This window comes from Photorhabdus sp. RM96S (assembly GCF_042879335.1).
Taxonomy (GTDB): Bacteria; Pseudomonadota; Gammaproteobacteria; order Enterobacterales; family Enterobacteriaceae; genus Photorhabdus; species Photorhabdus kayaii.
Map to the genome: position 1 here is coordinate 65,841 of NZ_JBHFKT010000025.1, position 13,491 is coordinate 79,331.

10 protein-coding genes are annotated in these 13,491 nt (G+C 38.6%); all 10 read right to left on the reverse strand.

The features are described 5' to 3' along the window. Positions 1-132 precede the first annotated feature (132 nt). Positions 133-5,010 (reverse strand): RHS repeat domain-containing protein, encoded by a 4,878-nt coding sequence (locus ACGF49_RS15850; protein ID WP_113040577.1) that lies wholly within the window; start codon positions 5,008-5,010, stop codon positions 133-135. Positions 5,011-5,180: 170 nt separating this feature from the next. Then, entirely contained in the window at positions 5,181-6,191 is a 1,011-nt protein-coding gene (locus tag ACGF49_RS15855; protein WP_271865822.1) for a hypothetical protein, read from the reverse strand. Positions 6,192-6,214: 23 nt separating this feature from the next. Continuing rightward, entirely contained in the window at positions 6,215-6,775 is a 561-nt protein-coding gene (locus ACGF49_RS15860) for a hypothetical protein (protein ID WP_113040579.1), read from the reverse strand. 52 nt (positions 6,776-6,827) lie between these two features. Continuing rightward, a complete protein-coding gene (locus tag ACGF49_RS15865; protein WP_113040580.1) occupies positions 6,828-7,073 on the reverse strand; it encodes an acyl carrier protein in 246 nt (81 codons plus the stop codon). A 12-nt stretch (positions 7,074-7,085) separates the two neighbouring features. Next, positions 7,086-7,862, reverse strand: coding sequence for a hypothetical protein (locus tag ACGF49_RS15870; protein ID WP_228902237.1), 777 nt, complete (start codon positions 7,860-7,862; stop codon positions 7,086-7,088). Between the two features lie 5 nt (positions 7,863-7,867). Continuing rightward, positions 7,868-9,121 (reverse strand): beta-ketoacyl-[acyl-carrier-protein] synthase family protein, encoded by a 1,254-nt coding sequence (locus ACGF49_RS15875; RefSeq protein WP_262978092.1) that lies wholly within the window; start codon positions 9,119-9,121, stop codon positions 7,868-7,870. An 892-nt stretch (positions 9,122-10,013) separates the two neighbouring features. Next, on the reverse strand, positions 10,014-11,393 hold the full coding sequence (locus ACGF49_RS15880; RefSeq protein ID WP_011146467.1) for an ABC transporter ATP-binding protein: 1,380 nt from the start codon (positions 11,391-11,393) through the stop codon (positions 10,014-10,016). A 202-nt stretch (positions 11,394-11,595) separates the two neighbouring features. After that, the gene (locus ACGF49_RS15885) at positions 11,596-12,261 is read right to left on the reverse strand and encodes a hypothetical protein (protein WP_387491808.1); all 666 of its coding nucleotides are present in this window, start codon (positions 12,259-12,261) and stop codon (positions 11,596-11,598) included. Continuing rightward, entirely contained in the window at positions 12,261-13,133 is an 873-nt protein-coding gene (locus ACGF49_RS15890) for an aKG-HExxH-type peptide beta-hydroxylase (RefSeq protein ID WP_387491810.1), read from the reverse strand. The genes ACGF49_RS15885 and ACGF49_RS15890 overlap by 1 nt, the downstream gene beginning before the upstream one ends. Positions 13,134-13,193: 60 nt before the next feature. Continuing rightward, a complete protein-coding gene (locus tag ACGF49_RS15895) occupies positions 13,194-13,331 on the reverse strand; it encodes a hypothetical protein (protein WP_011146464.1) in 138 nt (45 codons plus the stop codon). Positions 13,332-13,491 lie beyond the last annotated feature (160 nt).

Consider the following 13,491-nt stretch of genomic DNA (forward strand, 5'->3'; position numbering starts at 1 on the left):
GCCAGATTAATACCTTAAAAACCTTTTGGAATTTTAGCTCGATTACGCAACGATCGACTTCTCATAAAAGGCGACACAGACGTCGCCCCCTAGTTATTTTTCCTGAGATTTAACAATCACCTCCCAGAATCTTTATATGGTCAAACGGCCTCGTAACACATTACGGGTTTCAATGGACGATTGGCTAAATAGATTTCCGGTACTATTTCGAAATGCTTGGTTCACTTCAACGGCTCGAATAGAGGGATGAACATTTATCGCTTCTGGCTCCAATTGTGCAAAACGAGACAACGTATAGGCTTCGCTTCCTTCAGAAGTGCCTGCCGATGAGCTGAGTTCCCAAGTATGATGATTCACTGCATAAGCTGTACGCGCAAGATTAATTAGCCCCGCCGTTGTTGATACAGCCCCAAAACCTACAGAGATCCATCCCAAGATATTAGCGGCATTCGCATTGTTATCTGCAACAGCAGAAGCTGCTATTCCGGTAGAGAGCGCCACAGCATTAGCACTCAATGACACCGTGGATAAAGCGATATCCCAGCGTCGGCTAGAACGGCTGGCAATTTCACCAAATTCAATAGGTACTGACCCGATAACACCCGTGCTGGCTACCTGAGAACCATTCCGTGCCGATTTTATCAGCGAAGAGGTAAAGGTTATTGCACTGATGCCAAAGCTTAAAACCCCCAACCCTGCACTAATCCAATTTAATATCCCAGATGTTTTCGGATCTTTTTCTGATAATGCCGCTGACGCAATCCCTATCGTATCGGCAGCCAATCCAATGACGGTCGCAGTAACTGCAAGTGTACTGGTAGAAGCAATCGCCCCCAGAGCTCCCCCCGCGGCAATGAGACCCGCACTAATTGCCGCGCCAGCCCCCAGAGACACAATCCCAACAATGACACCAATTGCCCCTAGCACAATGCCTAATATCCCGCCAGCACTAAGATGACCGTTCAGATCAATCCGGTTTATGGGATCGCCCTGGCAATAAGTGTAGGGATTAACCCCTCCCCGACCAAAGGGGCTCCAACTGTCGGGACTATGAAATCTCATGAGCACCGGATTGAAAACACGATATCCGTTACCTAAGAAATACCAGCCTGTTACTGGATCGACCTGCGCTCCATTCAAACCCGGTAATGAAGAAATTAAACTCCTAAAGCCATAAGGTGTGTAGGATAAAGCCATCAACTCGTTTTCGTTCTGACTGGCTATAACCGTACTATTATGGTCAGTGCCATATTGATAGTAGACTGACTGACCATTCTTGGTGCTCTGATGACCAAGCCGTTGTTTATCACTATTCAGCCAAGTAATCGCTTCATCACCCAATTGAACATTCGCCACGTTACCTGAAGCATAATGTTGACGATTAACCGTACCATTCGCTAAAACTTGTGCGGTTAATTTGTTCAATGCATCATACTGGTAGTTGCACACCAGATTACCCAGCCGGTCTTTGACCTGTATCAGGCGATTATTCTGATCGTAAATGAGCGTTTGCCCTTTTTCGTCGCGTGTTAGATTACCGTTAGCATCATAGCTTAACTCTATTTGCTGTTTATCACTGGTAATACGAATAAGTTGGGTTGGATCGGCTTGACTGAAATGATAATCCACTGTTTCTTTACCATCTTGATATGTATTATCAAGCCGTTTGATATTACCCCATTGGTCATAATGGTAAATTTGCTGATTTAACACTCGACCAGTATGATCAACCGGAGATTGTTCTCCCTCGCATTGGTACTGGCTTAAGCGCTGATTACTATCATATTGATAACGTTCATTTTTTATAACCACTCCATCGACGGAGGTGATACGTTGACTGATTTGATTATTCTTTGTATAGCTTAAGGTAATGACTTGTATTGAGAAGTCACTAATTAGCGAGCGTTTTATCTCTCGATCAAAAGCATCGTATTCAATTTTTGTGACTAATTGGGATAATGACGTTGTGTCTTTTGTCGTCGTTGTTATTAGCCGTCCAACATTGTCATATTCAAATGTAGCGTATTGCGAACTCTGTTCTGTTTTAACTAATCTTCCTTGGGCATCGTAGCTATAAACATGATCATGAGCAAAACTATCTTTATGACGTTGAATTAAACCAGACATCGTATAACGGTAATCGCCCGATGAAATCGGTTTATTATCCCGCGAAAATGATTCGTGCTGTAATACACCCGATGGAAAATAACTGTAATTGCTCTGGGATACGCCTTCTGTCGCAGATAATAATGCCCCCGTTTTCGGATGGTAATGAAAGTTTTGTTGGCTTATCTCTGTGGTAAATTTGGACATCACACTGCCGAGAGAGTAAAGATAATCGATGTTTTGTTTATTATGCGCAGGCGTGACAGACTGAATAGGTTTGTCACCTTGAGATCCATATAAATATTCCGTTTTGCGACCACCCACCGTATCGCTGATTACCCGCCCAAGACCATCATAAGCTAATAAACCCAATTGTGTTCCATTCACATTCAGTGCAGAAATTAATTCTTCATGGCTAAAGCTTGCATAAGCAGATTCTAATATTGTTCTGTCTGGCAACGTTTTTTTCACTATACGATCAAATAGATCGTACTCAATTTGGGTAGCGTAACCTTCCGCATCTGTTTCAGTCACCGTACGACCAAATCCATCATAACGATAGGTACGAGTGCTATATATCGCACCATCAGGATACACAACTTTAATTGAAGCAGGCTGCTCAAAGTTATTTTGCTGAATAGTTAACATTCCCAACCCTTTGACCCCTTGAGTAATTGTCCTCGTAATAGGGTCATGGATTTCCAGCTCTATCCGACCATCACTATACTCAGTACTGTAACGATTTCCCCAACCATCATATTGATAGGTTTTCGTTGTAACCAAAGGAGTCGTCAAGCGAGTCAAAGGATTAGCAGATAAATCCCATAACCAATCATTTGAAATCTCTTTGACCAATTGCCCCAAAACATCATATTGTCTGGCAAGAACTTTTCGATATGTGCCTTGATAAATCCTCGATGTGCCCCAAATACCATCATCATCTTGTTCTTCAATCGAACAAATACGCCCCATTCCATCGTAATGGGTTTTACGTCTGATGCCTTGAGAATCAATTTCTATCATCACCGGCCAAAAATCATTTTCGTCACCACCGGGATATTGATAAACATAATTACGTTTAATTTCTTTTGTCGTGCCGGGGTCAATAATTTGTCCTATAATTCTGCCGGAAAGATCATAAGACTGGTCCGTAATGACATGGTTTACATCAACTTTACGGAGTTGCCGATGTGTATAAATGGAGGTCACATTTTTCGATTCCATATGTGCACCATCAAAACCCGTCACCGTAGAATTTGTGATCATCTCACTATCTGAATATTCATATTTAAACGTGGTAACCGTTTGCTGGTTATTCATCACCGACGTTATTTTTGCTAATGAACCATGAGATTTGTTTGCCGGTGAATTAACATAGTTAAAGGTCCTCACTATTTTACTGTCTATCGTTTCTGAAGCTTTACTGACATATTCCTTAACATAAGCGCCGGTAAAAGTGGGCAGTTTTTGATACGTGTAGTAAGTTACTCTATTTGCGACACTTTGAGCAGCATCAGGTGATCCTTTTTGCGTCACTGATTTTAAAAACCGGGAAAAACCCAATGGATCGGCAGGACAATTATTACCTTCACCATTCACCGGATAATAAACGTATTCTTTCTGTATCCCACTGGTCTCAGTAATAAGTAGAGTATTTCCCCAATCATCACTTTTAATATTAACGCTCTCTTCTCGTGAAGTATTGGTCTGTAAGTCTGTGTAACGCGTTAACACATGAGAGGGTTGTTGTAAATTTTCTGGTTGTTCGGAAAAGCTTTTTGACGGATCTTCATTGTAAGTAATTTCTGTTGTGATCCTCTTATTATCTTGTGTTTTTGCTTCTTTGGTCATTAAATGAAATTTATCAAACACCCTTTCTGTTACTGAAATAACATTTTGACCGTTTAAAACACGTTCAATGGATGAATAGGTATATTTCCCTGTAACCAGATACAAATTATCTTGACTGGAATCAAAGCTTGTCCGGCCAGAAGAATAGCCCAAGAAATTATGTACTGAACTATATTCATAGGATTTGCTGATCGCAGGCTGCCCATTACCAGGTTGAATAGTCAGTGCAGCAGCATAAGGAATAGATTCCGTGTCCGTCACTTTATGTCCATTCTCCTTATAACTCACCAGCTCAACATAACCTGTTGGTGTACGAAAAGCGCTAATAACCGGAAATATTCCTTTTAATGTCTGATAGGTCATCTTAAATCTGACAGAATCAATAGGACCAGAAGCATCATAAGGTACAGTCACAGTAATGAGATAATCATTGCGATAATCGAATGCGATTTTCGCAGAGATATTATTATCATCAGGGTATTCGACTGATGTACAATTATTTCCAGAGTAATTGAGTTTAAGATAAGTTTTACCCGTCACACGGTATTTTATTTCGGATAATGCAAACCTTGAATTATAAATTAAATCAAATGCTTCACCATCTGGAAATTCAAATGCAACCGTTTTTGCAATGTCACTCGATCCAATTCGTTTAAGTGTTTCTATAATACCATTCTTATTATAAACATAGAAAGTGTTACTATCGAGTTTATATACGCGTAAATCTTTTAATTTTTTATCTTTAAAGCTAATGTCATTATTATTAGGTGGCAATGGCTTACATTTAAATTGCTCCCCATTTGCCCGGCTAAATGTGAGTGTTTTTACATCCAATGTTGTTAATGAAAATCTCCAGCCAATACCAAACCCATTATTTAACGTTGTTAATGGCGAGAATGATAAGTTAAGTACCTGTTCAACATTACCGACATTATTTGGTCTTAACGTGATAATATTGATATTTGCGCTATATTGACCTGTTCTGGGATCAACACCAGTGTTAATATAAGATCCAAAATTAAAAGCATTGGAATATATATCATTAATTTTCATTTTAAATTTCCTGTTTGATTAATTAAGAACACAGAAAAAAATATCCATTTAACCATTCATTTATGTACAATAACATATATCGCTATATTCCTATTTCAATAATGGAATATCTTAATTGCTGGTAAACACACATGTGATTACCAGCAATAGATAAAAACGTTATTCAATAATTAGCTTATTCTTGCGATACTTAACGAACGTCCGATATTAACCGAGGATATTCTAAATTTATGCTGGCAACCGTAGTTATCAATGATTGTAACATCATGATATCCATCATAATAACCACTCGTCCATGAACATCCTGTCACATGGAGCACTTCAGCAGCAAGCTGCGTGTCTGGAATAGTTACGGTATAAGAATGGTCCATAACACATCCTCCACTCACATTATCACGTGCACTCACATATGAAGTACCTCGTTTAAATACCCTTCCTCTTGTCAGGAATCTATCATTTGATGAGTCCTTACCAAGGGCATATATTCTATTAACAGTCTCGTTATTTCCTTCAAGAATCCTCAAATGATATGGCAATGTCCAGCGATAAAGGTTAATTGTTTGATGATGGGTATCCGATTTGGTTGGCTCTTCTGTTTTATCAAACAATGTATTAATACTCTCATGCAATTGATTTGTATTAATTGCATAAGGAGCAATGGCTTTCAATAAGATCTTGCTGTCAAAAATTTCATCACCAACCGACATATTCGTTGTTAGTGTGCGTTTCCCATCCGTATCTTCGAAGGTTATTTTTGCCATTAGATACTCTGTACTTGTTCTACTACTACTAACATAACGATAGATATATTCAGGAACACTCTTCACACTGTTCTGATAGCTTTCATTTGTACAGCAATCTCCCGCATGATCTACTGCCGGCTCATCAATAGAAGCATCAATACGATAAACACCATTTAATAACCCAAGATCATATCTATTTCTTGTCTCTGTCGTTGTCCAACTTGAAGGCATTTTTAATTGATCATATATAAGGCTATCACTTAATGCTGCTACCTGAATCGATCTTTTTTCAGCATCACTCAATGCTAATTTTACCCAATCACCATTCCTATATTCTTGTTTAAGTACAGAGATTTTCACCATACATTGATGACGCCCATTAGCATAAAAACTATCATCAGTTTTTTCAATGGTAAATGTTGTTATTTTCTTTTCCATAACATTCTCCATAATATTGTGAATTAAGCTGTAATAGAAATAATATCAAGTTCAAAGCCATAATATGGCCCTTGCAATTCAGGAATAATTCTGACACGATAACGTTTTGATAAATCGTCTTCAAATTCCTTCAAGGCGTTCATGATAAATTCGCTGTATTTCCCTTGTGCAAAAAAGATAAATTGCGTGGTTGAAGGATTGATAGAAACATATTTACCAAGCGCATGGCGTAACGTCTTAATAAATAGTGAACCATCTTCATTTAATTCGAATAATTTTCTGTCTGTCGTCGTCCTATCCATAAAATTGCCTTCACCTAAAAGATAAATATTTATCTCACGATGGTCACGGCGCAGTAAAAACTGTTTATTGATATCCAAATCGAATATTCTTGGTTTAACAGTTTTATCAAGTAAATGATCTGGAATAACAAATTCAATCAAGAAACGACGCCCATTCACGATAATAGGTAAATGTTCTCGATCAATTGAGAAACAGCACAAATTTCCAACCCACGAAGAACCTTCTGTTTCTGAATATGCTGAATATAAAGCAGCAACCTTACCTTGCTCTAGAATGTTCATTATAACCTCTTCATATTAGTGGTGAAAAAACAGTATTAAATCAAAATTCAGCTTACAGTTTTGATTTTACATAACCAGTGAGATCATCTAATGTTGAAATAGAATGATCTGAAAAAAGTTCAGCTTTAAGCATAATGCCATACGTTTCCAATACAAACACTTGAATTTCCACATAGTCAAGGCTGTCAAATTTAAGTGAAGCAAAATAAGATTCTGGTGTTATCTCTTCCTCTTCTATATCCTTCATCATTAATATTCTATTTTTTATTGCAGTAAAGATATCACTTTGTGTTGGCATTTCGCTTTCCTTTTATTTCATCTTAGAGATAATTGAAATCTTTGATACAAAAATAGGGTTTTTATCATATAAACATCGATAATAAAAAATACGGATATAATCTTTAGGGCCATTCTTAATCAATAAAGGAGGATTTAATTCAACACAAACATCCGGAGAAGATAGTAATATCGTACTATTAACAATGTCCTCCCTGATCTTAATCGCTTGTCCGGTATGCAAAGTAAAAGATCGATTCAGATAATCCTGTAAATGGTTAAAATGGTAGTGTTCAAAATCAAGAAAACTTGTCGAATTAATAACAAGATGAAAAGCAAGCGCATCCAGAAACCATCCAATAGATGTGACACTGGGGAAATAATGTCTAAAGACAGCATATTTTTCACAAACTCCTTTCCTTGTTATCGTCAATTTTGGGCAGTTATCTTGAACAATCCAATTTTCAATTGACTCCGTTGTATTTTCTACACTGGTATTGCCGGATAACGCACTTTTTCCGCACGGATTTTCCAATTTAAACGTTTTGCTTTTAGTATCAATTCTCAACTGATGTGGTAATCCAGTATAAACATATTGACGGAATGACGTATCAATATTCAGTATTCCAGATGTAAAAGCGGAAGTTAATTGAGATAACTGTTGCCTGACATAAAGCAGACTCAACATTCCCTGCACCGGGTACTGCTGCATATTGTGCAAAAATTCACTTTTCTCCGAATAATGGATAGGATTAAAATCCCCAGAGAAATTCGACCAATGTTCAATATCTTCCATTTCAAAAATCAACATATCAGTTACCTTACCTTAGAGATAACCAACGCAGCATTATGTCCCCCAAAACCTGCACTGATATTAAGCACCACTTCTGGTTGAACGGTGTAGCAATGTTGATTAGGTAAATAATTAAGGTCGCAATCTGGATCAGCCCGATGTAAATTCAATGTTGCTGGCAAGCAATTTTCAGTTAATGCCTTTACACAGACAATAGTTTCGAAACTACCGGCGGCAGCAATCAGATGACCGGTATAAGATTTTGTGCTTGATATAGGTACCTGATAAGCATATTGGCCTAGTGCTGCTTTAATTGCCTGAGTTTCATAAAGATCATTTAACGGTGTCGAAGTACCATGAGCATTAATATAGTCAATATCTTCCAGCGAAATCTGCGCCTGCTCGATGGCTTTGGTTATCGATAATATTTTAGGTTCAATATCTTCTGTCGGCCGGGTTAAATTAGCGGCGTCTGAATATTGAGCGTAACCTTTGATTTCGGCCAGAATCGTTGCCCCACGCGCGACGGCCGAATCATAATCTTCCAGACAAACCACCGCCGCTCCTTCGGCCAATACAAATCCAGAGCGATCAAGACTAAATGGGCAGCATGCGAGATTGGGGTCCGTTTGCTCTTTCGACAATGCATTCAGTACATCAATACTCCAAATATTACATTCTCGAATAAGTGATTCAGCAGCCCCGGCAATCATACATTTTGCCCGCCCTGAGCGAATAATTTCAAAGGCATCACCTATCGCCATTGTACCCGTTGCGCAAGCAGCCATAATGGTATTCTGATAACCACGTAGTCCATACATGATCGAACACGCCGCCGTCATGGAACTTGGCATGGTGATAAGATTACTCATGGGATGAGCTAATTTAACTTTCTTATACTGGCAGGCATGATCTCCGGCATTATCGACAGCTCCCCAGCCACTGCCAAGTATGATCCCACATTCGTATTTATCGTAATATTCAACAGGTGATACGTTCACGCCAAATGCTTGGGTAAAAGCTTGATAAGTCGCTTTCAACGCCATTTTTCCGCAGTCAGAAAGCATATGAGTCAACTTTTTTGGTAATAACTGATAACGTGATGGATTGGGTGCAAGGAAAGAAAAGAAACGTGAATTAATGAATGAGTTAGGAAATTCAATTCTGCGAAATTGATGTTGTTTCTCGATAATACTTTGCCAACATGATTCAATATCTTCACCAATTGGTGTTACGGCGCCCATACCTGTAATAACAACTCTTTGAGTTCTCTGCATATTGGTTACCATTTATACATAGATTGATAATGTCAATTTTTCTAGCTATAAAATAGGCTAATGAAGACATATCACCATAATCATAAATAAGTATTTTCAATACTCCTGGCTAATATAATCGTTATTTGTGAATTACGTAAAACTAACTGATAGATTATTTTACCCATGTAATAAAACCGATGATAAATATCCATAAACAAATATATTATTATTTTAATATCATTATATTCAGCCTACAAAATAATTGATTACACCATATTAGACTGTATTATCATGGTAAATCCTAAAAATTTATTTACCATTAACTCATTATTCTGTTTAATAAAGCACATCATTGTATAAAAACAAAATATAAATAATGACTTTAATTATTGCGCAGTTGTTTATTTCATAACATATGAATTCAATGATTATATTAATAATCTAACAATGTAATTAAAGAAAAGAGAAATAGTAAATATTTCACATCATTCCTGTGAATAAGTACTGAGGTACATTGCCCAATCTTTCTCTACATCAAATCTGCATCAAAACATATACCCTGTCCCCTTGTTTGTAATATACTGCCCATAACTGGATAAATACACAGCACTGTGCATCTTCATTGTCCAGTTAATGTAATAACACCGGAGACAACATATACCCTATAGATTTCAAGATGGATCGCGACGGCAAGGGAGAGAATCCCCGGGAGCATAGATAACTATGTGACTGGGGTGAGCGAGTGCAGCCAACAAAGAGGCAACTTGAAAGATAACGGGTATATGGCTGAAACAGGCAAGGATACAGGAGTGTTCAGTGGTAACAAAATCTGAGGCAAGCCCTGACTCAGTGATAAAGCAGCAGTTCGATACCCTCACCGTCGATAAAAAGGGTACTCCCAAAGAGTCGCTTACACGTTGTGGCGAACCTCCACAATCAGCAAAGACTCACTTAGCTTATCGATAAGCTTGCTGAATACCTGACGAGATTGAAGATCTAAATTAGCATCCCACTCATCTAACATCAGGATCTCTATCTTATCCACTGCTTTAACAGAGATTTCCTTAAGAAATTCCCGCAGTTCCTGCCCAGTCGACAGATTCCTTTCATTAGTTTTTTCAAAAACAAGTTCATGATGTGCCGGAAGGTAATAAGCCGATTCACCCAATTGCTCCTTGAGCCAGCAAAGAAAAGTAGACTTACCCACTCCATTCGGCCCCCTAATTGTGATTCGGCCAGACGACGGGACTGGCTTAATAATAAGTTCTTTTAAACTTGCCAAGTCTGGCAAAGTGCCATGAGTTTCGTATTTCAAACGATTCCATTGGATTCGTTCCTCCAAATTCTGCGATGTCTTTGGAGTTTCTGCAGCCTGTCCTAGCCCCTTGAGCCTCGCACTCAATGCCGACCAACTCGTAGAATAGAAAATCACGACATACGCGTGCTGAAGAATAAGAACCTGGCGAGGTAAGGTTGCAACTAGAACCGTGAGAACAGAAGGATTGTCCATATTTTCCAAGAAGAGAACACTTGTCCAGACAAGTACCGGTGCCATCATTAGTAGCATTCCCAACGCTGAAGCAAGATTATTCCAGTATTGGCTACGGACGGCTGTTCCTAAAGCCAAACTCTGTCGGACTTTCAGTTCACTTTGATAAAGAGACTGGTTGTATTTATTGCCCAATAGGAAATTGTCCCACGCCAAAGATAAAACACGTTGAAGGGCTGTTCTGGCAGATTGTGCTTCTGCGCCCTTTACATGAATTCTTTTTCTAAAGAAAAAAATGACGCTCGAAACAAAGGCAAGACCAACAAGGTAGGACCATGCAATCGACGTATCAAGGACAAGAGAAAGAGCAAGTACATTCAATGAAACATTTAGAACAACAGAGGCCCAATCAAAGATAAATTTGGAACTTTCATTAAAAACCAGAAACCCTTCTGAGGACACATAGGGCAAATGATAGTCTTTAAACTCTTTACTCGTTCGAATAGAAGCCCGATTCCAGAAATTAAGACGAAACCTTTCTACATATTTTTCAAGTGCAAGAAACTTAGACTTCTCAAGAAAAACCGCAGCTAAGCTAGAAGGAATATAGACGAGTGTAAGAGAAAGTATAAAAAGGACAAGATACAGAGTAAAATTCTCATTAGCACTTACCTGTTTTGCCAGCCCCGCTATCCAATAAGTAGAGGAAGCCACAATCAACTGTTGGACAATAAGAAAAAGCAAAGCAAAAGCAAATGCTTTATTAATTAAAAATTCAATAGCCGACTTTTTTACTTCCATCTTAATCTTATTTTTCTTTCAGTAGATACAAACTTCAATTGTCCACTGGAAATTCCTCTGGGAATTCCTGCATAACTGTGAAGCCAATGCGTCTTAGGTTCGAATACGTAATTACTTAACTTAACTCCGTCTGCAAGCTCAGCCTCAAAATAAAAATGGATAGCATTTGCACGTTGAGACGCCTTGCATTCGACGGAATACTCTATATCTGAGCTCTTATCCAGTCCAAGATTAAATCGGCGAATAAGTTTTGGTTCAGAGCAGACTTCCACTCCATCTGATTTGATAATTTTTTTCTAATTAAATTGCAGAATAAACATTCAAACCCGGACACTAGTTCTGCCGGGACAGGACCAAATCGAGAGGCGTAACTACTCAATAAAAGATCAAAATCAGCGTTCAGTTCAGGCAAGTGTATAAATTGATATTTAAGACTCACTTTAGAAGGAATCAGCACTTTGATACTTGAGTGTCTAGTACAAAAATCGTGGCAGAGCTCAACAATACCCTCGTCGATTCCAAAATAACCCAAGGTTTCTGTCACAAGAACATCCGGCGGATTCTTCAACTGGACATCAAAAGATTTTTTGCTAATGTACTGGATATTTTTTCTTAAGCCCCTATTGAGTATTTGAGCAACAATACTACTAGCTTCCAACATGTCTATATAAGTAACTAATCCATTAGTTTTCTGAGCTAACATCTGAGTTAGAACTCCAGTTCCTCCCCCCAAATCAACTACATGAGAATCCTCTTGAACAATCCTATCGATTGCAGTTTTGAAGCAGTTCAAACGATGTTCATCAGCAAGCATTCTCGAATGGTACAAAAGCGGAAATGCTTCCATAGAGCCTTTTATTTCAACCATTATGCAAGCTTCTTCTCTCGTCCTACCATCAGATCAAGATACCCCTGACACTTCTGCATAATTGACTGGCCTCTTTCCGTGATTAAATCCTTATAATTAGGAAGATCGGCCAAAGAATTTAATGCTTCCAGCGCCTGTATAAGCATCTTATCCGATGGCGGATGAACGTGGCATTTTTCTGGTTCTCCGAGATAGTTTCGTCTCACCAAAAGAACTTCTACAGCTACGACGATACTATGAAAGACTTTATCGATAGGGCGCTTAATGTTGAGTATTGCTGATTTTGCAAAATTGGCTTCATTCTGGAGAAGCTTGTAGTCATGGAAGTGCAAATATCGGAGTTCGTCTATAAAAACTAAATTATGAGTAAGTTCATGGACCAATAATTCCGTGAGATCTTGTACGTGCCAGTGTTTACGGCTGTTGATCCAAATCACACCCACAGCATTCGAGGTGGAACCGCCCCCTGAATTCTTTGAGTCTCTCAGAAATAAACTATCTATCGCCATCTGAAATACAGCGTATATCTGTGGCATCCTTAGCTTCAATTCTTCTAATGCAGCTAACAAAAACTCCAGTCGTTGCTTACGAACATCGTCTTTTAGACTATCGCCAATCAGAGACGATTGATCTCTATCATTTAACAAAGCGTCTGTTCGATAAAGCTCTACCAGCTTGTCTTCCATTTCAGGATCCTCGACTATCTGAGTTCCTACACTCTCTAACCGCGGAACGTTGGGTTGATAGCCCTTTAAAAAACTATGAAATCCAAGCTCCAATTCTTCAGACGTTTTGGGAGCCGTTTTTGATTTTAATGCACTAAGAACAGCTAGATTTCTGTAAACCTCGTTAATACCAATGAGGTGTATCACACTATACCCCCTTTGAAAAAAAGAGGGGATACTGTCGAATCAAATCCCCCCTATTTATAATTAGACCAAATCATCATAAGCGATCATTCGAACATGAACGAAACAGCCTTCCTCATTCCGCATAACTTCAACATTGTCTTGTGCTTGTATGAAATCAAGTTCGTTTAGATCTTCTAAAATCTGTTCAAGAGTAGCCATATTCTTTCCCCCTTTTTAACCGTAGTTAAAAATAAAGGTAGAAGTTGATCCAGGGCGCGAGCATACTTTTTTACCCCCCCCTTGAATGAACCGTAATTATATGATCTCATTCTCCTTATTTTTCTTTTTAATACTCGCCCATGAATCCGAACCAGACCCT

Excerpts from the sequence above, each read along its gene's own strand:
- ACGF49_RS15855 (WP_271865822.1), bottom strand. The coding sequence starts at position 6,191 with ATGGAAAAGAAAATAACAACATTTACCATTGAAAAAACTGATGATAGT.
- ACGF49_RS15885 (WP_387491808.1), bottom strand. The coding sequence starts at position 12,261 with ATGGTTGAAATAAAAGGCTCTATGGAAGCATTTCCGCTTTTGTACCAT.
- ACGF49_RS15895 (WP_011146464.1), bottom strand. The coding sequence starts at position 13,331 with ATGGCTACTCTTGAACAGATTTTAGAAGATCTAAACGAACTTGATTTC.
- ACGF49_RS15870 (WP_228902237.1), bottom strand. The coding sequence starts at position 7,862 with ATGTTGATTTTTGAAATGGAAGATATTGAACATTGGTCGAATTTCTCT.
- ACGF49_RS15865 (WP_113040580.1), bottom strand. The coding sequence starts at position 7,073 with ATGCCAACACAAAGTGATATCTTTACTGCAATAAAAAATAGAATATTA.
- ACGF49_RS15880 (WP_011146467.1), bottom strand. The coding sequence starts at position 11,393 with ATGGAAGTAAAAAAGTCGGCTATTGAATTTTTAATTAATAAAGCATTT.
- ACGF49_RS15860 (WP_113040579.1), bottom strand. The coding sequence starts at position 6,775 with ATGAACATTCTAGAGCAAGGTAAGGTTGCTGCTTTATATTCAGCATAT.
- ACGF49_RS15850 (WP_113040577.1), bottom strand. The coding sequence starts at position 5,010 with ATGAAAATTAATGATATATATTCCAATGCTTTTAATTTTGGATCTTAT.
- ACGF49_RS15875 (WP_262978092.1), bottom strand. The coding sequence starts at position 9,121 with ATGCAGAGAACTCAAAGAGTTGTTATTACAGGTATGGGCGCCGTAACA.